This is a genomic window from Parasphingorhabdus sp. (genome assembly GCF_039968395.1).
Lineage (GTDB): Bacteria > Pseudomonadota > Alphaproteobacteria > Sphingomonadales > Sphingomonadaceae > Parasphingorhabdus.
In genome coordinates, this window is record NZ_JBDVPV010000002.1 from 219,360 (window position 1) to 241,508 (window position 22,149).

The window sequence follows — 22,149 nt, forward strand, 5'->3', positions numbered from 1 at the left end:
GATCAGCTATTTGCATCGGTTTCATCACCACCAGCGCCAGTTTGGGAATCAGCATGTCGTTCATTGTAAAAATTGATGATCGCTGCTGCGGACTCTTCAATTGACCGCCGTGTCACGTCGATCATCGGCCAGCCATTATCGGCAAACATCCGGCGTGCATATTGGGTTTCTTCCTTGACCTTTTCTTCGTCCACATAATCTGTTTCGGGCGCCTGATTCAGTGACAAAAGACGGTTGCGTCGAACTTGAACCAGCCTGCTTGCACCGGTAATAAGACCAACAACCATAGGGTTTTTCAAATGATAGAGCGTATCTGGAGGCGGAGATTCCGGGACAATCGGAATATTGGCGGTCTTGTATCCCCGGTTCGCGAGATAGATGGATGTCGGCGTTTTGGAAGTTCTGGATACACCCGCCAATATGATATCCGCTTCTTCCCAATTCTCCCATCCGATCCCGTCATCATGGGCGATGGTGAACTGTATCGCTTCAACACGCTCAAAATAGGCCGCATCGAGAATATGCTGTCGTCCGGGCCGGGCTTTGGCTTCCTGACCCAGCATGTTGGAAAGAGCATCCGTGACAGCGTCCAGAGCAGGAACGACGGGCAGGCCGAGATGGCGGCATTCGCGTTCCAGCCGCGCACGAATGTCGCGATTGACCAGCGTGAAGATAACCAGGCCCGGATTTTCGGCAACTTCCCTCAAAATACGATTCAGATGGACTTCCGAACGGACCATCGGCCAGAAGTGCTTGATGATTTCGACGCCATCAAATTGCGCCAGCGCGGCTTTTGCAATATTTTCAAGTGTCTCGCCAGTGGAGTCGGACAGCATGTGGAGATGAAGACGATTCATGACAGGAACCCTGTGATTTCATTGGGGATAAAGCAAGGGATGAATATGGGGATGAGTGACGGCTTTGATATCATGCCCGTTATGAGTCATTTCATCCACAAGCCTTCAAGTTTTGAAAATATCATCCACATGTTGTGGATAGCGGGGAGCAAATTCGGGAATCGGTAAATTTTTGGTTAACATCATTCTGTCAATCTGTTTGTAAACCAGACAAACTCTCTTTATCGCTCCTTTCCACCGTTAATCATCATCAACAAGATTCTATAATAATACTTATATATTATATTGGACCAAGCAGCTTTTATGCCTGAACAAAGTGACAGCCAAAAACTTCTCCTTCAGACATTGCGGGGCAGAAAAACGGATAAAACGCCGGTCTGGCTCATGCGGCAGGCCGGTAGGCATTTGCCAGAATATCGCGATTTAAGGGCCCGGAAGGGTGGTTTTCTGGAACTTTGCTATGATCCGGAAGCTGCAGCCGAGGTCACCATGCAGCCTGTGAGAAGATATGGCTTTGATGGTGCCATCCTGTTTTCTGACATTTTGATTGTCCCTCATGCGATGGGTCAGAAACTCTGGTTTGAGACCGGAGAAGGACCGCGTCTGTCACCCAGGCTGGTCGATGCCGCTTTGTCGTCTCTGGAGGCAGCTCCGGAGCATTTTGAGGCCATTTACACCACCATTCGCAATGTGGCTTCTCAGTTGAATGACGAAACAACCTTCATGGGCTTTGCAGGCAGTCCCTGGACCGTCTCGACTTACATGACGCACGGGCAGGGCAGCAAGGATCATGCTGTGACCCGTCGTTATGCCTATCAGGATGAGGCTGCGTTTTCCGAGCTGATTAATGCGATTGTCGAAAATACGGTTGAATATCTGCTCGGTCAGATTGCGGCGGGAGTGGAAGCCATTCAATTGTTTGACAGCTGGTCGGGATCACTCTCTCCCGCGCAATTCGAAAAATGGGTGATTGCTCCCAATGCGGCAATTATATCCCATATCAAATCAAAATGTCCGGATGTACCGGTCATTGGCTTTCCAAAAGGCGCTGGCGACAAGCTCCCTGCCTATGCCCGGGAAACCGGGGCCGACGCGATCGGCCTTGATGAAACCATAAACCCCGTGCTGGCCGACAAGAATCTGCCGAAAGATATTCCCGTACAGGGAAATCTGGACCCGCTGGCCTTGATTGCCGGCGGCGAAGCCCTTGAAAAATCCGCAAGCCATATCCTGCGGACGTTCGAGGACCGGCCACATGTCTTCAATCTTGGTCACGGGATATTGCCGGATACCCCCATTGAACATGTTGAAAAGCTTCTTACACTTGTCAGGAAATGAGTGAATATCTGTCCATGCTGTATCTCTGGTTGAAATCCGCTCATCTGATTTTTGTCATCTTCTGGATGGCGGGATTGTTCATGATGCCGCGATTTTTCGTCTATCATCAGGAAAGTTCCGTCGGATCAGAGGAAGATGGCAAATGGATTGAACGTGAATCGAAGCTGCGCAAGATCATTCTCAATCCTTCCCTGATCATTGTCTGGGTGCTGGGTCTGCTTCTTGCTTACACTGCATCTGTTTTTGGCGAAGGCTGGTTTCATGCCAAATTGCTCGTCGTTGTCGCACTGACCGGCTATCATGGCTGGATGATGGGCTATGTTAAAAAGCTGGCGCGCGGAGAACGGACCATGACCGACAAGAAACTGCGTCTGGTCAATGAGGTTCCAGGGATATCTGCTGCCGTCATTGTCATACTTGCGGTCGTCAAACCGTTCTGAGCCGAGCATCGGGACAGAACCTGTGTTCCGGTTGACACCCTTGCGGCAAAGGCGTAATTGACAGCCAAAGCCCGTCCGGGCGAATTTCCATGTGAATAGATGACGGCGACACGCCGCGCACATGCAAGAACATATATAACCTCCTATATTATCTGGATAAATTTCCATGCATTTAAAAGAATTGAAAGAAAAGTCGCCTGCCGATCTGGTCTCCATGGCCGAAGAGCTGGGCGTCGAAGGCGCATCGACATTGCGCAAACAGGATTTGATGTTCGCGATCCTCAAGGAACTCGCGGACAATGACGAACAGATCATGGGTCTGGGCACAATTGAAGTCTTGCCCGACGGCTTTGGCTTTTTGCGCTCGCCCGAAGCCAACTACCTCGCTGGTCCTGACGATATCTATGTTTCTCCGAACCAGGTTCGGAAATTTGGTTTGCGGACCGGTGATACTGTCGAAGGTGAGATTCGGGCGCCGCGAGACGGTGAGCGATATTTTGCGCTGACCAAGCTGACGGCCATCAACTTTGACGAGCCGGATGCGGTGCGCCACCGGGTCAATTTTGATAATCTGACACCGCTTTATCCCGATGAAAAGTTGACGCTCGACAGCACGGATCCCACGGTGAAAGACAAATCTGCGCGGGTGATCGATATTATCTCGCCGCAAGGTAAAGGCCAGCGTGCCTTGATCGTGGCTCCTCCGCGCACCGGTAAAACGGTTTTGCTTCAGAACATTGCCAAAGCGATCACGGATAATCATCCGGAAGTCTATCTGCTTGTTCTGCTGATCGACGAGCGTCCGGAAGAAGTAACCGACATGCAGCGCTCGGTGAAAGGCGAAGTCATCAGTTCAACTTTTGACGAACCCGCGACGCGCCACGTTCAAGTTGCTGAAATGGTTATTGAAAAAGCGAAGCGGCTGGTTGAACACAAGCATGACGTTGTCATTCTTCTCGATTCGATCACGCGTCTTGGTCGCGCCTATAACACCGTCGTCCCAAGCTCTGGCAAGGTGCTGACCGGCGGTGTTGACGCCAACGCCCTGCAACGTCCAAAACGCTTTTTTGGTGCAGCGCGTAACATTGAAGAAGGCGGATCTTTGTCCATCATCGCAACCGCGCTGATTGATACCGGCAGCCGCATGGATGAAGTCATCTTTGAGGAATTCAAAGGCACGGGTAACTCTGAAATCGTTCTCGATCGCAAAGTTGCCGACAAACGGATCTTCCCGGCACTTGATGTTGGCAAATCCGGAACGCGCAAAGAAGAATTACTGGTCGAGGATGACAAGCTGAAGAAAATGTGGGTGCTGCGCCGGATTCTTATGCAAATGGGTACCATCGACGCGATGGAATTCCTGCTCGACAAGATGAAGGACAGCAAAGCCAACGACGATTTCTTCGACAGCATGAATCAGTAAATCAGGTTTGCAATCAATATGATAGTCGAACATGCGCTGCTCCGGATCAAACCCGATCAGTCAGCGCAGTTCGAGAAAGTCATGAAACAGGCGAGGGTGCTGATTGCCGCTCAACCGGGTTTTCAATCGATCGAAGTCCTGTCGGCAGCGGAACAGGAAGACCTGTATTTGCTATTGGTCAAATGGGACAGGATTGCCTCTCACAGAGATGGTTTTCGCAAATCAGATGATTATCAACAATGGCGCGCCTTGCTTCATGGATTCTATGACCCTATGCCGGACATAACTTACTTTGGATCTTCGATATTTGATGATTGACCTCTTCGCCATATTTTCTGCCGCAGCGCCGATTGGCCTCGGTTCACCCACCGAGATCTGGGCCGCAATCCAGCATGATTTTGCCAATATTGGTACGCCGTCAGCACTTGCGGCATTCGGTCAGGTCGTCCTGATTGATCTGATTTTTGCAGCGGACAACGCGATTGTGGTTGGTGCACTTGCCGGTGGATTGCCGCCTGATCAGCGCCGCAAAGTTATCCTGATCGGTATTGGCGCAGCTTTGGTGCTGAGAATAGTCTTTGCACTGGGCGTCAGTTTGCTGCTGTCGGTTGTTGGGTTGATCTTTGCAGGCGGTTTGCTGTTGTTGTGGGTCGCCTGGAATTTTTGGCGCGAGATTTTCCATGAGGGTGAATCTCCCGGTTCGGCAGAGATAGAAGGTGATGAACATAGCGGTGTGAAGGCCCAGAGAAGCTTCTGGGGTGCCGTTTGGGCGGTAACCGCAGCTGACGTGTCAATGAGCCTTGACAATGTTCTGGGCGTAGCGGGTGCCGCCCGCGAACATCCGGGAATTCTCGTGGTTGGATTGATCCTGTCTGTCGCGCTAATGGGTCTGGCCGCCAATGTGATCGCCAAATATATCGAGCGCTACAAATGGATCGCCTATATTGGCCTGGCGGTGATTGTCTGGGTTGCCCTGCGGATGATTTACGACGGAATAGTCGATCCCAATCTTGGCGTCATGACGCTGGTAGGATAGCTCAAAAATCTTGTAAGATATTGTTATATAGAGAAATATGATGTCTGATACTATGCTTCCAATCGCGAATCTATATTCGCGTTCGGAAGCAATGGTTCTTGCGTCACGTCTCCATGCCTATGGAATATTCGCTCACATAGGCGGATATAATCATGCTTGCGTATCCGTTATTCCATTGGCTTTAGGCGGGTTCCGGTTTTCTGTTCCCATTTTCCAGCATTCACTAGCAAGTCAGATCATCGAAGAATCGCCAGGATTTGGAGAACCGCATTTCAGTTATGGACTTCGAAAAGCGATAGTGAAATTCTTGATCCTCTGGGCGAGTTTGGCATCAATATCTGTCGCGATTCAGGTCGCGATGAATCGCGACTTTCATATTGCCGATATTCTGTTCATTCCTGGATCGATCCTCGTGGTTCCGGTCAATCCGCAGGGCGGCAACCAATATTTTCTTTCCCGAAAACCGAAAGAATCCGGATAAGCTAACCCTTCATCTTCTCCAGCATCTTGCCCATTTGATCCCAGACCTTGTTGATCGCTTTCAACGGGCGGACCATCACCTTAAAATCCTGAATCAAACCATCATCATTCCACGCAATGATGTCGACGCCATTGACGTGGATACCGTCCAGCTCGAGTTCGAACTCCAGCATTGCCATATTGGCACCGTCATCGACAATTTCACGCACATAGCGAAAGCTGTCATTGCCGAGCACCGAATCCGCTGCTGTCAAATAGGCCATCACGATCGGTTTGCCAGCCTGCGGGGTGTGCACAACAGGGGAGTGGAAGACGGCGTCGTCGGCCAGTTGGGCGCTCAGTGCAGCTTCGCTCTTGTCCGCCATGCGGGCGTGCCAGGCTTTGAGATTGTCTTGGGTGCTCATGCAAGTTGCTCCTTGAAAAATGCGGTCGTGCGGGCGTCTGCAGCGGTTGCAGCTGCTTCATCCCTGCGCACGCCAAATTCGGCTGCGAAGCCGTGATCCAGACCTTCATAGTCATGCAATGTCACTTTGGGATGGTCGTCCAGTCCGGCGTGCATTGCGGCTTGTGCATCGGTGGGCACAAAACCGTCTGCTGTGGGAATGTGCAGCATGACATCATGCGCAATCGCGTTTTTTTCTCCCAGCAGGCCGTCGATTCCCACGCCATAATAACCGACGGAGGCATTTATGTCCGTGCGGGCTGCCGTCATGAAGGCGAGTCGGCCGCCCAGACAATATCCCACACAGCCTACTTTTCCGCCATTTACAGCAGTTCGAGCGCGATGAATGGTGGCTTCGATATCGCGTATGCCCTGGTCCTGATCAAATTTGCCCATCAGATCGAGCGCAGTTTCGAATTCCGCCTGAACATCAGCATCCAGATCGGTCCCGCTATTGATCCGCCAGAACAGATCCGGCGCAATTGCGAGATAGCCGGCCTCGGCCCAGTGATCGCATTTCGCTCTTATGCCCGAATTAACGCCAAAAATCTCCTGAATGACGATGATCGCGGCTTTTGGATCACCTTGCGGTGTGGCGATATAACAGGGAAATTGGCCATCTCCGCTTAATGTATCTATCGGTGTCATCGCGCCCATTTTTGTACTCCTTTGGATCATCTCTTGATTATTGGTGTACAATATCCCCATATCCCGTTGTGGCAAGGTGGAACAGCATCTGTTGCAGTGGGGGTGGGACTTCGCTTCAACGACAAACAGAGGAAGTTGAAATGAAAGTAACTGTAGAACTGGATTGTACCCCGGAAGAAGCGCGCCGGATGATGGGATTGCCGGACGTGGGCAAATTGAACGAAACCTACGTGAAGGAACTGTCCAAATTTCTCCAGGGTGCCAGTTCGGTTGAACAGCTGCAGAATTTCACCAAGATAATTGCCCCGATGGGCGAGGCGGGCATCAAGATGTTCTCATCCTTCCTCGGCGGTGCTATGGGAGGATCTTCCAGTGCCAAAAAATCGACTTCCACAAAGAAAAAAGACTAGATATCAAATAGTTAAACAAAATGTCCGCTGATGAAACGATCTACGCACTGTCCAGCGGGCAACCTCCGGCAGCCATAGCTATCATCCGGATTAGTGGCACACGGGCGCCGGATTGTCTGCGCGCGTTGACGGGGTCGTTGCCGGAAGAACGGCGCGCCGCGCTAAAGGAAATTCGCGACCCGGATAGCGGGGAACTGCTCGATATGGCGCTGGTTCTCAGATTTACGGGACCGGAAACGGCGACTGGAGAAGATCTGGTGGAAATTCACTGCCATGGCGGCAGGGCGGTGGTTCAGGCGCTTGAAACAACTCTTGGCCGCCAGAAAGGCCTGCGCAAAGCGGTGCCGGGCGAGTTTACCCGCAGGGCATTCGCCAATGGCCGGATTGATCTGGCCGAAGCGGAGGGGCTTTCCGACCTGCTTTTTGCAGAAACTGAATGGCAACGGCGGTCGGCAATTCAGTCGGCCGGTGGTTTGCTCTCACGACGCGTGGAAGAATGGCAAGCCCGGTTGCTGCAACTTTCAGCAGCGGTAGAGGCGGAGCTTGATTTTTCGGACGAAGATGACGTGGTTCCTACCCATCTAGATCGGATAACGGACATGACCTTGGCGCTGGCACAAGATGTGCGGAAACTCCTCGATCGTCCACGCAGTGAAAAGCTGCGGGACGGTGTACGCATTGTTCTGGGCGGCCCTCCCAATAGCGGAAAGTCGACTCTGCTCAATGCCCTGGTCGATCGTCAGGCCGCAATAGTATCTGATATTGCCGGAACAACGCGCGATGTTATCGAGGTACCGATTGCCATTGAAGGCATTCCGTTTCTGTTTGTTGATACCGCCGGGATTCGGGATGAGGGCGCAGAGAAAATTGAACGCATTGGCGTCGATCTGGCGAAAGAACAATTTGCCCTGGCAGACTTGATCTTGTGGTTGGGTGCAGAAGGGCAGGGACCCGATTCGGAAAATCTGATTGAAATTGGCGCGCGCGCTGATCATCCGGACCATGTTCCAAAATCACGCGATGTTCTTGCGATATCTCCGGTCACAGGTGAGGGGATTGATCAACTGATTGCAATGCTTGTTGATCGTGCAAAGCATGTCATTCCTCACGGAAGTCACATCAGTCTCAACGAGCGGCAAGCCCGCCACTTGAAAATTGTAGAGGAGCATTTGCTTGCGGCCTCAACTCAGAGTGATTTCCTGATCATTGCCGAGGAGTTGCGGCTGGCGCGTGTCGATCTGGACGGATTGACCGGACGGACCAGCACCGAGCACATGCTCGACGCGCTGTTTGGAAAATTCTGTATCGGCAAGTGAACCGGAGTTTTCGGGCAAACTGTTCCACGTGGAACACCGCAGTTGGGCGAGATCATTTTGACGCCGAACGGCGCATCGGCTATGGGCTTCGCCATGAACAGGCCTGACTTTGATATCATTGTTGTCGGCGGCGGTCATGCCGGCTGTGAAGCAGCGGCGGTGGCGGCCCGCATGGGCATGCGTACTGCATTGGTCAGCTTCACAAAGGACAGCATTGGAGCCATGTCGTGCAACCCGGCTATTGGGGGATTGGGCAAGGGACATCTGGTTCGCGAGGTGGATGCCTTTGACGGACTTATAGGCAAAGCGGCAGATGCCGCGGCCATTCACTATCGGATGTTGAATCTGTCCAAGGGAGCGGCGGTGCAAGGACCCCGCGTGCAGGCGGATCGTTCGTTATACAAGAATGCTATCCACCAAATGCTGGATCAGCAGGAAAACCTGACAATTGTCGAAGGGGAGGTTGCCTCCCTGACAATGACCGACACAACCGTTAGCGGAATCGAGCTGGCAGACCAGCATCAGATTTCTGCAGATGCAGTTATCTTGGCGACCGGGACGTTTCTGAACGGGAAATTGTTCCGTGGAGAGGACGCTGTTGCAGGCGGTCGTACGGGAGAATCCGCCTCGGTTTCTCTGGGACAGCAGATTCGCGACGCTGGCTTGCCCATCGCGCGCCTGAAGACGGGAACACCGCCGCGGATAGACGGTAGAACCGTCAATTGGTCAGAGCTTCCCGAACAGCCGTCTGACAGCGAATGCTGGACGATGTCGCCGATGAGCGAACGTCGATCAGTGCCGCAAGTCTTTTGTGCCGTCAGTCGAACCAGTGCCCGGACTCACGATATAATACGCGCTTCTCTTGATAGATCTCCGTTGTTCAGTGGAGCCATTGACGCACAGGGGCCGCGATATTGTCCTTCGATCGAAGACAAAATCCATCGTTTTGCCGATCGCGATTCCCATCAGGTCTTCCTGGAGCCAGAAGGTCTGGACACCAATCTGGTTTATCCAAACGGTATCAGCACATCCTTGCCGGTGGATGTTCAGGAAGCATTTGTACGTACGATGCAGGGTCTCGAAAACGCGGAAATCGTCGTTCCTGGCTATGCGGTGGAATATGACCATATTGATCCACGGGCACTTGATCGAAGCTTGAAAGTCCGGGAACTGGACGGGCTTTACTGCGCCGGGCAGATAAACGGAACTACGGGTTATGAAGAAGCCGCTGCACAGGGCCTGATTGCAGGGTTGGGGGCGGCATGTGCCATTCAGGGTAAAGCATTGCCAGAGCTTGATCGCGGCACAAGTTACATGGCTGTGATGGTTGACGATCTGGTTTTGCAGGGCGTGACAGAACCTTACCGGATGTTGACTGCCCGAGCTGAATATCGGCTTCGTCTCAGGGCCGATAATGCCTCCACAAGACTGGGCCCTGTAGCGGCGAAACTGGGATGTTTGGGGTTGGAGCGCGCCAAATGGTTTGAGGATCGCCAGGCAGAACGGGCAGTAATTATGGAGATACTTGGCAACCAATATGGCTGCGAGGCGATCGCTGAAACTGGTTGTGAAGTGCGCCGGGATGGTACCAGACAGTCTCTTTTCGCCTGGCTGCGCTTCCCCAACATTACGATATCAGCTTTAACACAGCTGGAGCCCGATCTCGGGGTAGAGAATGCCGGCTTGCTTGCGGAAATCGAGGAGGATGCTCGTTATGCGCCCTATTTACAGCGTCAGGAAGCCGAACTGAAAGATCTGCGCGCCAACGAGCAGATCCGGCTTGGCGATGATCTGGATTATGCCATCATCCCCGGCCTTTCCAATGAGATGGTCGAGCGACTGGAAACCGCAAAACCCGAAACCTTATCGGCGGCTTCCCGGGTCAGGGGCATAACACCGGCGGCCCTGGCAGCCATATTGGTACACGCCCGTCGCCGCGATATGCAGCATATTGCTGCATGACGGAGCAAGAGGCGCAGAATTGGCTGCGCGACAATTTTGACATATCTGAAGCGCTTTGGGCAAAGCTAGAGAAATTTCTCGATTTGCTTCGCGATGAAATGCAGCGCCAGAATCTGATATCCAAAGCAAGCGCAGAACATATCTGGGTGCGACATGTCGTTGATAGTGCGCAATTGCTGTTACATGCGCCGAAGGATCAAAGGGGCGGTATATGGCTGGATCTCGGCACAGGAGCTGGATTTCCGGGGATCGTCATCGCATTGCTGAGCCCGTATACAGTACATATGGTGGAATCCCGTGCACGGCGCATCGCGTTTCTGCAGCATGTTTGCGGAACCCTTGATATGGGTAAAAAAGCAAAGGTGGAAGGATCCCGATTGGAGGTAATGGATAGTTTTCCGGTTGATGTGATTAGCGCGAGAGCCTTTGCACCACTGGACCGACTTTTGTCACTTTCGCACCGGTTTTCCACAGAAAAGACGGTTTGGCTCTTACCAAAAGGCAAAAATGCGGTAAGGGAATTAAGAAGTCTGTCACCAAAACGACAAAAAATGTTTCACGTGGAACATAGTCTGACGGATCCGGATGCGGGAATATTGGTCGGTATTGGCTAAAAAACCCGGAATTCTGTTACATAGTAAGGGTTTAAGGAAAATGGTCCGTATCGCAATTGCCAATCAAAAAGGCGGAGTGGGAAAAACCACCACAGCGATAAACATGGCAACTGCGTTGGCAGCCAGCGGTTGGAAGGTTCTTTTGATCGACCTTGATCCCCAGGGCAATGCTTCAACAGGCTTGGGATTGAACCAGAACGATCGCGTGCACAGCAGCTACGAACTGTTGCTTTCGGATATTTCGCTCGCAGATTGTGTTATTCCTACACGTGTACCGGGGCTCGACATCATACCCGCAACCGTTGATTTGTCTGGTGCAGAAGTTGAACTGGTTGAGTATGAGGAGCGGACGCACAGGCTAAAAAAAGCTTTGGATTCTGCGGATGCCGAGCAATGGGACATTTGCCTGATCGACTGTCCGCCTTCGCTCGGACTGCTGACGCTCAATGCCATGGTCGCTGTCGAATCCCTGCTGGTACCTTTGCAGTGCGAATTTTTTGCCCTCGAGGGTTTAAGCCAGCTTTTGCAGACGGTAGAGCGTATCCGTGCTCGTTTTAACCGCGGATTGTCGGTCATGGGTGTGGTGCTGACAATGTATGATCGCCGCAACAAGTTGACGGAACAGGTTTCTGATGATGTGCGCGCCTGTTTGGGCAATGTCGTTTTTGATACTGTCATCCCCCGAAATGTACGTCTTTCCGAAGCTCCGAGCCATGGACTGCCAGCGCTGATCTATGATTATAAATGTACGGGGTCCGAGGCATATATCAATCTGGCGCGGGAGCTCATCACCCGCTTGCCGGAACGAAAGGTTGCAGCATAATGGCCAAAAGCGATGAACAGGCGCCAGAGCCCAAAAAATCAGCCAAAAAGGCAACAGGATTGGGCAGGGGACTTAACGCCTTGTTCGGTGAAATGCAGCGGGAAGAGCCGCTGGCGCTGAATCCCGAACAGGAGATTTCGGAAGAGGAGGTTGATACGGGCTCCTATGGTCTCCGTTCCATTTCAATTTCCGAGATTCGCCCTAACCCCGATCAACCTCGTCAGCGATTTGACGACGTCGCACTGGACGAGCTTTCCGACAGCATGCGGACTCGCGGTGTTATTCAGCCAATTATTGTTCGCTCGCACGGCAAGCATTTTCAGATTGTTGCTGGAGAGCGTCGGTGGCGGGCCGCACAAAGAGCGCGATTGCATCACATTCCGGCAATTGTCCGCAATTTCAATGATGCCGAAACGCTTGAGATCGCGATTGTGGAAAATGTCCAGCGGCGGGACCTTAATGCGCTAGAAGAGGCTGAGGCCTACGCCCGCCTGAAGGACGAATTTGGACATAGCCAGGCCAGACTGGCCGAACTTGTCGGCAAATCGCGTAGCCATGTTGCCAATCTGATCCGTCTTCTCGAGCTGCCCGAGCCGGTTCGTGATCTGGTGGCTGATGAAAAATTGACGATGGGACACGCGCGCGCACTGGTCAATGCTCCCGATGCTGTAGAAATTGGACAACTTATTGTAAAAAAGGGACTATCTGTCCGGGATACTGAAAAGCTGGTCCGTAAAGCACTCAGTGGGCCCAATCGCAAATCGAGAAAAACGTCTGTGTCGGTGAACGAGAATGACGCTGATATTCGAGCGGTCGAGAACCATTTGGGGGATTTGCTCGGTCTGAAGGTGACGATCCAGTCTCAAGGTGATGCAGGCGCGGGCGTAATGACTATTGCCTATAGTAATCTTGATCAGCTTGATCTGATTTGCCAGCGTTTGACGGGCGAACATATCTGACCGCTACAAACCTTGCACGACTTTGCCCGGACAAGCAGAAAAGTTGCATCAAGTGACATGAATTAATTTCAAATTAACCATGGCTGGCAGCAAAAGATTATCCTTTAATCCGCATAAGCATTTTTGAATGTTGGCACATCGCGACGTTTGGCCAGTGGGTTTGGCCAGATGCACCGTAAGTGCTCTTTCAAATGTTAAGTAGTGAAAATAGGGACCAGATTTATGTCTAAATTTATCAAAGCCGCTTTGGCTTCTTCCGTTCTTGCAGCTTCTGTAATGGGTGCTAACGCAGCTCATGCGGCAACTGCTTCTGCCGACGCACGGGCCAATATCCTTGCTGAAGTAACGCTTTCCAATGACGCAGGTACCGCTCTTGATTTCGGTACCATCGTTGTAGACGGCACCGGCGGCGCTGTTGTTGTTGACAATGCCGGTAACCTCGACACCTGTGGTGGTGCGCTGGTATGTTCCGGTTCAACCGATGCTGCTGACTTCACCGTTGGAGGTACCGCTCTTGAAACCGTAAACGTCAGCATTCCAGCAACCGTTGTTTTGACCAACACGGCTTCTGATACAATGACCGCGACGCTGAGCTCGACGGTTGCTGCAGGTCAGGTTTCTCTGGATGCTTCCGGTGCAGCCGCTTTCTCTGTTGGCGGTTCGCTGGCAGTAGCAGGCAGCCAGCCTGATGGCGCCTATACCGGTACCTTCACGGTAACCGCTGACTATCCTTGATAGGTTTGGCCTTGATAGAGCTTGTCCTTGATAGGTTAAGCCTCGATCGGCCAGGCAGGATCTCGCGCTGAAATCAGTGCCAGGATATTGCCGGAAAATAGAAAGCCCGTCCGGGATTATCCTGGGCGGGCTTTTCTTTGTCCGAAGCAAAATTCAGCCAGTGCGCCGGTTTTTCAGGAAACCGGCGACTCATAATTTGTCGATTCGTGGGGATGGTTAGCGCTTTGGTAACCCTATTTTGCCATAATCGGACATGTGGGGATAAGCACCAATTGGTCGCTTTATCCGGAATAGGACCAGTAGACCGGAGAAATTTATGAGAATCAGCAGTCTGAAACGACTGGGCAAAGCCTGTGCGGGCTTGAGCCTGGCCATAAGTGCAAGCCTGATGACAGTGACGCCAGTACAAGCGGCCGGAGGCGACCTGTTGGTTGCTCCAACACGTATTGTTCTGGATGGCCAGCGTGGAACCGAAGTAATATTGAATAATATTGGTTCTGAAACAGCAACATACAGGATATCACTGGAATTGCGCCGGATGACATCGGACGGTCGGTTGGAAGACGTTACCGCCGAACAAGCCAATGAAATAGAACAAGCGGCGAAGGACATGATCCGTTATGCGCCGCGCCGCGTGACGTTGCCACCCAACCAGCCGCAAGCGATTCGGTTGGGCGTACGTCCACCGCAGGATCTCGCAGATGGCGAGTATCGTGCGCATTTGCTTTTTCGTGCTATTCCGAAAGCCCGCAACGTGACAGAAAAGGCACCGACCAACGGAGGTTTTTCGATAGCGCTTACGCCCATTTACGGTGTGACGATCCCCGTGATCATCCGCCAAGGCAATCTGGAAGCTACCGCTGGCATTGCCAATGCGCGTGTGGAACGCAGTGACAATGGCCATGCTTTTGCTTTTGATTTGAGCAGAACCGGAGAGCGATCCACTTATGGCGAGATCCGTGTGGTCAAACAGGGGCAGAGCGAGCCTATATTGGTTGCCAGAGGCATCGCGGTTTATCCCGAAGTTGGTCATCGCAAGGTTGCATTGCCGGTTCCTGCCGAAATCGCTGCACAGCTTACAGGTGCCGTTTCTGTTGAATATTATGAGCCGGCGAATATTGGTGGTGGATTGATCACGAAGACCCAGCTGGTGCTCAGATAGGTTTGATTCTCGACATTTAGACTGACGCCACAACGGCATGATGTCTGAATTCCGGATGTGATGAGACAGCAAGCAAACATATTTCGCCAGCGACTAAAATCGCTGGTACCCGCCGCGGGGGCCGCAATGGCCTCGGCGGCTTTGCTGTTTTCAGCCGTACCGGCGCACGCGCAATCGGAATGGACCGCCAATGACGATGATGCGTTGTTGTTCGATCTCCGATCTGGCAAATATCGCCTGGGAGACGGTGTCCGCGGATATCAGACCAGTACCGGAGTGTGTGTCGACCTCGCAGATGTCATTATGGCTCTGGATTTGCCGATCCGACTCGATAAAAAGTCGCGCCGCGCAACTGGCTGGATTTTCGAGGAACGTGAAACACTGACGATCGAGCGTGACAGTGCTACGGTACAAAAGGTGAACACCAGGGTAAAACTGGCTGACAACGATATTTACGACACACCGGAAGGCTGGTGCACCAGTGTCCGGACGCTTTCTGACTGGCTGGGTGTGAAATTGCGGCCCGATCTGTCCAATGCCTTGCTGATCCTCGAATCTGAGCGGAAGTTGCCGTTTCAGCGGGCCATGGAACGCAAGGAGCGGGCTGCGAAGATCCGGCCGCGCAAGAGTTTCGACCTTTCGAGCCTGCCCCAGTCCACGGAATCCTACAAGATCTGGCGCACTCCGTCGGTCGATGTCGTTGCCTCTGCCGGGGGCCTGCGGGACAGGCGTTCAGGCCAGGATTTTGATGTTCGGTACGAGCTTTTTGCTTCCGGAGAGATCGGAAAGGCCTCTTTTGATGCGCGTTTGTCATCAGATGACAAAGGTGTACCGGAAAATCTGCGGGTGCGGGCCTATCGCACGGATCCCAAAGCAGAGCTTTTGGGGCCATTAAAGGCGACGCACTTTGCTTTGGGCGATGTATCGACGGTTTCGACTGCTCTGGTTTCCCAGAATACTGTAGGTCGCGGTGCATTTGTCACCAATCGCCCCGTTGATCGGCCGGACAGTTTTGACCGGACCAGTTTCAGAGGTGAACTGCCGGAAGGCTGGGATGCGGAGCTCTATCGCAACGGCCAATTGCTGGCGTTTGCTGAAACACGGTCCGATGGACGCTACGAATTTATCGATGTCCCGTTACTCTATGGCCAGAACCGTTTTGAAGTCGTTCTCTACGGCCCGCAAGGCCAGGTTCGTCGGGACAGCCAGAATGTACCTGTGGGACTGGACTCCATTCCGCCGCGAAAAACCTATTACTGGTCGGGAATCCAGGATGCGGGCGAAGATCTGATCCGGTTTGGCAACAAGCAATCGTTGCGGCAAGCAGGCTGGCGAGGGGGATTTGGTCTTGAAAGGGGCTTGAATGCCAGAACTTCGGTCTCTGCATCGCTTTTCAGCCTGCAGCTGGACGGAATACGGCGCAATTATCTCGAGGGATCGGTTCGCCGGGCGGTGGGGCCGGCATTGGTCGAGCTATCGGGTTCTTCAGACCTGGAGAGCGGAGCGGCATTCCGGGGGCAATTGCTCGGCGAGCTTGGTGAAACCTACATTACAGCCGAAACAATCTGGGCCAGGGGAGGGTTTGTATCCGACCGCATTGAACAAACCGTGAACGGCAGGCACAGCCTCTCACTCGACCATAATTTCAAGCTTGGCGACAAGATTGTGCCGTTCCATATTGATGCACAATATGAAACGCGAACAGATGGTGGAGCCTCACTGGATTTCAGAGGCCGCGCCTCCCTGAACCTGCGGCGTTTCTCGCTGACTGGCGAACTGGGCTGGGAGAAGCAGTTTAGTGCTTTTGGGCCGGATCCTCCGGATATTGTAGAGGCACGGTTGCTGGCCAACGGCCGCATCTCCGGAGTGCGATTGCGCGGCGAGGCGGTTTACCGTGTGGCACCGGAAAAACGTTTCGAAAGGGTTAATTTCACAGGCGAATGGCGCGCGGGTGATCGTGCGGATTGGCGTGCAGAGCTAGGCTATGATGCCGGGGTGAAGCGGGCTCGGGCGGGTATCGGAATTATCCGGCGTTTCGACAAGTTTTCACTGACCGCGACAGCGGAAGCGGCAAGTGACGGCTCGGTTGCGGCCGGCCTGAACCTTGCCTTCAGTCTGGGGCCTGATCCGCGGAACGGAAAATTTCGCTTCTCCCGCAACAAGCTGGCCAGCAACGGTCAGGCGTTGGCGATCGTGTATCGTGACCGCAATGGTGATGGAAAACGGCAAAGTGACGAGCAACTGGTGAAGGATGTCGAATTGACGGCCGGGCAAAGTACGGCGCTCACAGCGACCGACGAGCAGGGCAGGGCGATTATCGACAATCTGCAACCGTTCCGGCCAGTTCTTATCGGTATCGATACGAGCAGCTTGAGCGATCCTTATGTGCAACCTGCCTTGCCGGGAGTAGTTGTGACGCCCCGACCGGGTGTTGCATCGACGGTCGAGCTTCCGCTGGTCAGCGCGGGCGAAGTTGAAGGTACGTTGCGCCGCAAGGGCGGGGGTGTGCTCGCAGGCGTGGGTCTGGAGCTCATCGACGTCGAAGGACGACTTGTGCGATCTACTGTGACCGAATTTGACGGGTTCTTCCTGTTTGAGGGCGTACCGTACGGGCGCTATAGAGTGAGAATCCAGGATCTGGCAGCCCAGGCAATCAAGGTCTCTTCCTTGCTGGGTGTTCAGCTCATCGTGGATGACGATAACCAGATCGCACGGTTGGGCGTTGTCACGGCACAGCCTGATACTGTGCCTGATACTGTGATCGCCAGTGCAGGGGCGATACCGGCCCCGCCCTGATCGGTTGTTGCGCAAACCCGCGGTTATGCTAGGGCTTCCGGTTCCAGTTTCAAAGCACACTTAGTCAGGACCAATCATGCAAGTAACGGCCAATGGTATCAATATCGAAGTCGAGGATTACGGGAAATCCACCGATCCGGCGATCCTGTTGATCATGGGATTTTCGGCGCAACTTGTTTACTGGCCGCTGGATCTCGTTAACGGCTTGGTCGAATCTGGCTTTCGGGTCATTCGCTTTGACAATCGAGATGTCGGCCTGTCGCACAAATTTGACGGGCAAGAGGCGCCGGGGCCGATAAAGCAGATGCTTGTCAAAAAGTTTTTCCCGCGCCGGAATCTGGCCCCCTATGATTTGCATGACATGGCGCAAGATGCCGTCGGCGTGCTGGATGCGTTGGAAATCGACAAGGCGCATATCGTGGGTGCGTCGATGGGCGGAATGATCGGGCAGCTGGTGGCGGCCAATCACGCCGACCGCGTGCACAGTTTTACGCCGATCATGTCGTCAACCAATGCACCGGACCTGCCAGGCGCCAATCCGGAAGTCCGCAAGGTCTTGTTTCGTGCGGCCCGGGCCAGAGCCCGCAATCCGGAAGAAGCGCTTGAAAGCGGCATTGCCTTTTCATCCATCATTGCGTCCGACGAAGGCCGGGCGCGGACAGAAGAGCGGAAGGAGCTGCTGCAAACCGCAATTGACCGCTGTTTTTACCCACCCGGCACACGGCGGCAGATGGCTGCGATTATCCAGACGGGAAATTTGCGACCGCTCACGCAGACAATTTCGGTCCCGACCATGGTCATCCATGGAGCCGATGACCCGTTGATCCCGCACCCCTGCGGCGCGGATATTGCAGCCAATGTCAACGATGCGTCATTTCAGCTGGTTGAAGGCATGGGACATGATCTGCCTCCCAGCAAACTGCCACATATGGTGGAACTGATTGCCGGCCACTGCCGGGTCGCCTAGCGGTATTTTCCGGCAGGATTTTCTAGCCAGGCCGGGGCAGGCAATATTCAATATATTGCTCTGTCACGCTGATTTCAGCGGGAGCTTCCGGCATCGGATCTCCGTCTATTTGAAAAGCCAGTACCGATTGCAACGAACCATTTGTTTCAACTTGAACGGCCCGGGCGGCCATGGATTGGACAAAGGGTAGCCTGGACGGATCCCTGCCCATTGCCACACGCAGCATGAAGCGGAAAAAGGAAAATCGCCCGGCATTTGTCAGCGCGATGAGATGAAAATGCTCTTGTCCCAGAAATGCGGAGGGAGACAGGGTCCAAGGACCCGCAAAATAGCGGCCTTTCGCAATATAGAATGCTTCTCCCGGAAAAGTCACGGATGCACCCTGTTTGTCGGTTGCCTTCAGCATGAACCGGTTCCGGGGCCAGCGGGTAAACAGTTTCAGGAACGACAAGGCATAGGCGGATTTGCCAATCCGTTTCTTCCAGCTCGGTGAATGGGTGGCGACCGCGACACCATCCGGACCGGCACTCAGGCATGCGACGACGGGGGCATGTTCGGTCTGTACGACAGGATCGCGCAGCCTGCTTTCGGAACCTGCGACAAAGCCGGTCATAACTTCCCGGGCAAACAGCTCCGGGTCGGCCGAATATCCGAGTTCCCGTGCCACAAGATTGACAGTGCCTGCAGGAAATACGCAAATCGGAATATTCAATGCGTTTCTGGCGATCTCAGCGATAACGAGACCAAGCGTCCCGTCTCCGCCGGAGACACATAACAAGTCGCAATCGTTGCTGATGGTGCGTTGGCTATCCAGGCGCGTCTCGCCGACTGTCACTGTGGCTCCGCAAGCTGCAAAAGCCTGCTTCAATAAATCCAGACGCGATGCGTGATGCGATCCGGACACCGGATTATGGATCAATTGAACCTTCATCACCGATGCATGGCTGTATTTACCTCCCGCCGTCAATGGTTTAACCGGCAAGGATCTGGAAGAACCGGGGTATCGCGAACATGAGCAGGAAAATCACGATTGTCGGCGGCGGCTATGCCGGGACGATGCTGGCGCGTGCGCTTGATGACCATGCGGATGTGACGCTGATTGAGCCCCGGGACCACTGGGTTCACAATGTTGCGATGATTCGGGCGTTGGCACAGCCAGACCTGCTCGACCAGATTGTCATGCCCTATGACGGACTTCTGAAAAACGGATCGATTGTGCAGGGGCGTGCGGAGGCCATCCGGGGTACGACCGTCTTGCTTGAAGATGATCGCGAAATTGCAGGTGACCTTGTTATTCTGGCAACCGGCTCCGGTTATGCGGCTCCGTTCAAGATGCAAGGCGACGACAGTACAGCGTTTCTGAAAACTGCACGCAAGATTATCGCGCAAATTGACAAGGCCAAAAAACTGGCCATTGTCGGCGGCGGAGCAGTTGGATCAGAGCTCGCTGGAGAGATCGCATCTGCCCGGCCTGAGAAACAGATCACGCTCGTATCTGCAAGCGACACATTGTTTCCCGACTATCCGGCAAAGCTGGGTCGTTCTATTGTGCGTCAACTGGGCGAGTTGGGCGTGAAAGTGCGTTTGGGCGAACGGCTCTCCAAACTGCAGGCAACAGATCAGCCCTATAAACCGGCAACTGGCAAACTGGCGCTGTCAGATGGTTTTCCGATTGAGGCGGATCTGGTCATCCCCGTGATCGGCAGCCGGCCGAAAACGGATATCATGAAGTCGCTGCAAGATGTTGTAATTACAGAGGATGGCAGAGCCGAAGTCGACCAGTGGCTCCGGCCGACCCGTAATCCCAATCTGTTCGCGGTGGGCGATATTGCTGCGGCAGGTGATACAATGACAATCGTTGGCCTTACGCGGCAGGTTGGCTGGTTGGCAAAGACGATAAAAGCCAAATTGCGCGGGAAAGAAGTGGATTCCCTGAAGCCTTACAAACCCTGGCCCAAACCTCTCATTCTTTTGCCACTCGGCGAAGACAAGGGGGCCAGCGCCTTGCCCTTCGGCGTGACCGGACCATTGTTGACACGGGCCATAAAGGGCAAAAAGCTATTCATTCCTCGCTATCATCGTGAATTTGGCTGGACGCCCTAAGCGACTTCGAGGTTGAGAGCGTTGAGCGCGATTTCCTTGGCATCTTTATAACCCGCTTTGCCGTTGGCTGCCCGTGGAACGTCCTTCACTGTGATAAACGCGCGCGGGGTTTTGTAGGCCGCAAGATTGGCGCGGACATGATCGTTGAGAGCGCCTTCATCAAATTGAGTGCCTTTGCTAACGGAAAGAACCGCGGTTATTTTTTCGCCAAAGCGATCATCGGGAACTCCGACCACCAGACAATCATAGACGCTGTCATGGGTTTTCAGCACTTCCTCGACTTCTTCCGGGAATATCTTCTCGCCGCCGCTGTTGATGCAAATCGATCCGCGTCCGAGAAGCGTGACACTGCCATCTGCCTCTACCGTCGCGTAATCACCGGGGATTGAATAGCGGACGCCGTCAAAAGTCCTGAATGTTTCGGCGCTTTTCTTTTCGTCCTTATAATAACCCAAAGGCACCATCCCGCCGTTGCAAATCAGACCAATATCTCCAGAGCCAGGCGCGACTGGCTTGCCGTCTTCCGTCAGAATCCGGGTGGTCTCGGCCATATCGAAGCTGGCAGTCTTGTCGCTTTCGGTCGTTTCGCGTGTGGTTACTGACGCACCCATGCTTCCTTCGGTGGAACCCATGCTGTCGATAATCACCATCTCGATATGCTCGAGCAGCCCCTTTTTGACTTCTGCGGACCACATTACACCAGAGGAACCCATCATCTGCAACGAGCTGAGATCAAAGGGCTTGCCAGCGGCTTGTGCATCATCCAGCGCCGCGAGCATCGGTTTGGCGAACACGTCGCCAACAATCGTTAGATCCGTGACTTTTTCATCCTGGGTCAGTTTCCACAGCGCGGCGGGATCAAAATGACTATTGTCGAACAGGACCACACAGCCGCCAAGGGCATGCGGGATCATCGCACCGATCCACATACCCGTGCCATGCATGATCGGGCATGCGGGAATCGAACGCGTTGCTGCGTCAGCGGCATGCAGGGCCTGCGTGAGGGGTCCGAAACCGGCCGCGCCTTCGGGCAGCGTCATTTCGCGCATTTCAAATCCCTTGGTGAAAAGCGCGCTTGAAAAGGTCTTGTGATCATACATCACGCCTTTGGGCATGCCTGTGGTTCCGCCCGTATACAGCATGTAAAGATCATCATCAGAGCGTTCGATGACCGGCATAGGAGATGCCGCCTGCAGGGCGGTCTCGTAATCCACAGCTCCATCAAGATGCTCACCAGAACCATCGGCTATTTCAAGAAACAGCTTCACATGCTCAAGCTGCTCGCGGATTGCCGCAACGCGCGGCGCAAATTGTGCCTGGTAAACCAGTGCCTCGCTGTCGCTATTATTGATGACGTGCGTCAGTTCTGCTTCGAGATAGCGATAGTTGACATTGACCGGGCAGATCCGAGCTTTGAACGCGCCGAATTGCGCTTCCATATATTCTGCGGAATTATAGGAATAAATGGCGAGTTTCGCACCGGGTTTCAGGCCGTGGTCGGTGTAGACTTGCGCAACGCGGGCGGCGCGGTCTTCATATTCTGCCCAGCTATAGCGCTTGTCTCCGTCTACAATTGCCGGTTTGTCAGGAATTGCCTGCGCGATATTTTCCCAGATATCTGCCATTTGCCAACTCATA

At 53.6% G+C, this 22,149-nt stretch carries 22 protein-coding genes; 17 read left to right on the plus strand and 5 right to left on the minus strand.

The window, feature by feature from the left end:
* Positions 1-2: 2 nt before the first annotated feature.
* Positions 3-857 (minus strand): pyruvate, water dikinase regulatory protein, encoded by an 855-nt coding sequence (locus ABJI30_RS05230; RefSeq protein WP_348016127.1) that lies wholly within the window; start codon positions 855-857, stop codon positions 3-5.
* A 303-nt stretch (positions 858-1,160) separates the two neighbouring features.
* Between ABJI30_RS05230 and hemE the strand changes: the two genes are divergently transcribed.
* The 6 genes from hemE (at position 1,161) to ABJI30_RS05260 (ending at position 5,575) form a co-directional block, all read left to right on the plus strand.
* Positions 1,161-2,195: a uroporphyrinogen decarboxylase gene (hemE, locus tag ABJI30_RS05235; RefSeq protein ID WP_348016128.1), complete on the plus strand. Its 1,035-nt coding sequence runs from the start codon at positions 1,161-1,163 to the stop codon at positions 2,193-2,195.
* Positions 2,192-2,635: a CopD family protein gene (locus ABJI30_RS05240; RefSeq protein WP_348016129.1), complete on the plus strand. Its 444-nt coding sequence runs from the start codon at positions 2,192-2,194 to the stop codon at positions 2,633-2,635. The genes hemE and ABJI30_RS05240 overlap by 4 nt, the downstream gene beginning before the upstream one ends.
* 166 nt (positions 2,636-2,801) lie before the next feature.
* Entirely contained in the window at positions 2,802-4,058 is a 1,257-nt protein-coding gene (gene rho / locus ABJI30_RS05245) for a transcription termination factor Rho (protein ID WP_348016130.1), read from the plus strand.
* Positions 4,059-4,076: 18 nt separating this feature from the next.
* Positions 4,077-4,376, plus strand: coding sequence for an antibiotic biosynthesis monooxygenase family protein (locus tag ABJI30_RS05250; protein ID WP_348016131.1), 300 nt, complete (start codon positions 4,077-4,079; stop codon positions 4,374-4,376).
* Positions 4,369-5,094, plus strand: a complete 726-nt coding sequence (locus ABJI30_RS05255) for a TerC family protein (protein ID WP_348016132.1) — start codon at positions 4,369-4,371, stop codon at positions 5,092-5,094. Before ABJI30_RS05250 ends, ABJI30_RS05255 begins: the two co-directional genes overlap by 8 nt.
* 298 nt (positions 5,095-5,392) lie before the next feature.
* On the plus strand, positions 5,393-5,575 hold the full coding sequence (locus tag ABJI30_RS05260; protein ID WP_348016133.1) for a hypothetical protein: 183 nt from the start codon (positions 5,393-5,395) through the stop codon (positions 5,573-5,575).
* Between the two features lies 1 nt (position 5,576).
* Here the strand turns inward: ABJI30_RS05260 and ABJI30_RS05265 are convergent, their stop codons facing one another.
* Positions 5,577-5,978 carry a nuclear transport factor 2 family protein gene (locus ABJI30_RS05265; protein ID WP_348016134.1) on the minus strand — a complete coding sequence of 134 codons (402 nt, stop codon included), beginning with the start codon at positions 5,976-5,978 and terminating at the stop codon, positions 5,577-5,579.
* Complete coding sequence (locus tag ABJI30_RS05270) at positions 5,975-6,673, minus strand: dienelactone hydrolase family protein (RefSeq protein ID WP_348016135.1); 699 nt, start codon at positions 6,671-6,673, stop codon at positions 5,975-5,977. Before ABJI30_RS05270 ends, ABJI30_RS05265 begins: the two co-directional genes overlap by 4 nt.
* 131 nt (positions 6,674-6,804) lie before the next feature.
* Between ABJI30_RS05270 and ABJI30_RS05275 the strand changes: the two genes are divergently transcribed.
* The 10 genes from ABJI30_RS05275 to ABJI30_RS05320 all read left to right on the plus strand — a co-directional run bounded on the left by ABJI30_RS05275 (position 6,805) and on the right by ABJI30_RS05320 (position 18,408).
* A complete protein-coding gene (locus ABJI30_RS05275; protein WP_348016136.1) occupies positions 6,805-7,074 on the plus strand; it encodes a DUF6489 family protein in 270 nt (89 codons plus the stop codon).
* A 20-nt stretch (positions 7,075-7,094) separates the two neighbouring features.
* Positions 7,095-8,390 (plus strand): tRNA uridine-5-carboxymethylaminomethyl(34) synthesis GTPase MnmE, encoded by a 1,296-nt coding sequence (mnmE, locus tag ABJI30_RS05280; protein ID WP_348016137.1) that lies wholly within the window; start codon positions 7,095-7,097, stop codon positions 8,388-8,390.
* Between the two features lie 93 nt (positions 8,391-8,483).
* Positions 8,484-10,352: a tRNA uridine-5-carboxymethylaminomethyl(34) synthesis enzyme MnmG gene (gene mnmG, locus ABJI30_RS05285; protein ID WP_348016138.1), complete on the plus strand. Its 1,869-nt coding sequence runs from the start codon at positions 8,484-8,486 to the stop codon at positions 10,350-10,352.
* Entirely contained in the window at positions 10,349-10,966 is a 618-nt protein-coding gene (gene rsmG, locus ABJI30_RS05290) for a 16S rRNA (guanine(527)-N(7))-methyltransferase RsmG (protein ID WP_348016139.1), read from the plus strand. Before mnmG ends, rsmG begins: the two co-directional genes overlap by 4 nt.
* A 40-nt stretch (positions 10,967-11,006) precedes the next feature.
* Positions 11,007-11,789, plus strand: coding sequence for a ParA family protein (locus ABJI30_RS05295; RefSeq protein ID WP_348016140.1), 783 nt, complete (start codon positions 11,007-11,009; stop codon positions 11,787-11,789).
* On the plus strand, positions 11,789-12,748 hold the full coding sequence (locus ABJI30_RS05300; RefSeq protein ID WP_348016141.1) for a ParB/RepB/Spo0J family partition protein: 960 nt from the start codon (positions 11,789-11,791) through the stop codon (positions 12,746-12,748). Before ABJI30_RS05295 ends, ABJI30_RS05300 begins: the two co-directional genes overlap by 1 nt.
* Positions 12,749-12,970: 222 nt before the next feature.
* Positions 12,971-13,483 (plus strand): DUF4402 domain-containing protein, encoded by a 513-nt coding sequence (locus ABJI30_RS05305; protein ID WP_348016142.1) that lies wholly within the window; start codon positions 12,971-12,973, stop codon positions 13,481-13,483.
* 316 nt (positions 13,484-13,799) lie between these two features.
* On the plus strand, positions 13,800-14,645 hold the full coding sequence (locus ABJI30_RS05310; protein WP_348016143.1) for a molecular chaperone: 846 nt from the start codon (positions 13,800-13,802) through the stop codon (positions 14,643-14,645).
* A gap of 60 nt (positions 14,646-14,705) precedes the next feature.
* Positions 14,706-17,441: a carboxypeptidase-like regulatory domain-containing protein gene (locus ABJI30_RS05315; protein ID WP_348016144.1), complete on the plus strand. Its 2,736-nt coding sequence runs from the start codon at positions 14,706-14,708 to the stop codon at positions 17,439-17,441.
* 76 nt (positions 17,442-17,517) lie between these two features.
* Positions 17,518-18,408 (plus strand): alpha/beta hydrolase, encoded by an 891-nt coding sequence (locus ABJI30_RS05320; RefSeq protein ID WP_348016145.1) that lies wholly within the window; start codon positions 17,518-17,520, stop codon positions 18,406-18,408.
* Between the two features lie 22 nt (positions 18,409-18,430).
* On the opposite strand, the gene ABJI30_RS05325 is transcribed toward ABJI30_RS05320, so the two are convergent.
* The gene (locus ABJI30_RS05325) at positions 18,431-19,339 is read right to left on the minus strand and encodes a diacylglycerol kinase family protein (RefSeq protein ID WP_348016146.1); all 909 of its coding nucleotides are present in this window, start codon (positions 19,337-19,339) and stop codon (positions 18,431-18,433) included.
* Between the two features lie 80 nt (positions 19,340-19,419).
* Here ABJI30_RS05325 and ABJI30_RS05330 point away from each other — a divergent pair, with 80 nt between their 5' ends.
* A complete protein-coding gene (locus ABJI30_RS05330; protein WP_348016147.1) occupies positions 19,420-20,511 on the plus strand; it encodes an FAD-dependent oxidoreductase in 1,092 nt (363 codons plus the stop codon).
* Here the strand turns inward: ABJI30_RS05330 and ABJI30_RS05335 are convergent.
* On the minus strand, positions 20,508-22,148 hold the full coding sequence (locus ABJI30_RS05335) for an acyl-CoA synthetase (RefSeq protein ID WP_348016148.1): 1,641 nt from the start codon (positions 22,146-22,148) through the stop codon (positions 20,508-20,510). The genes ABJI30_RS05330 and ABJI30_RS05335 overlap by 4 nt on opposite strands.
* Between the last annotated feature and the right edge of the window lies 1 nt (position 22,149).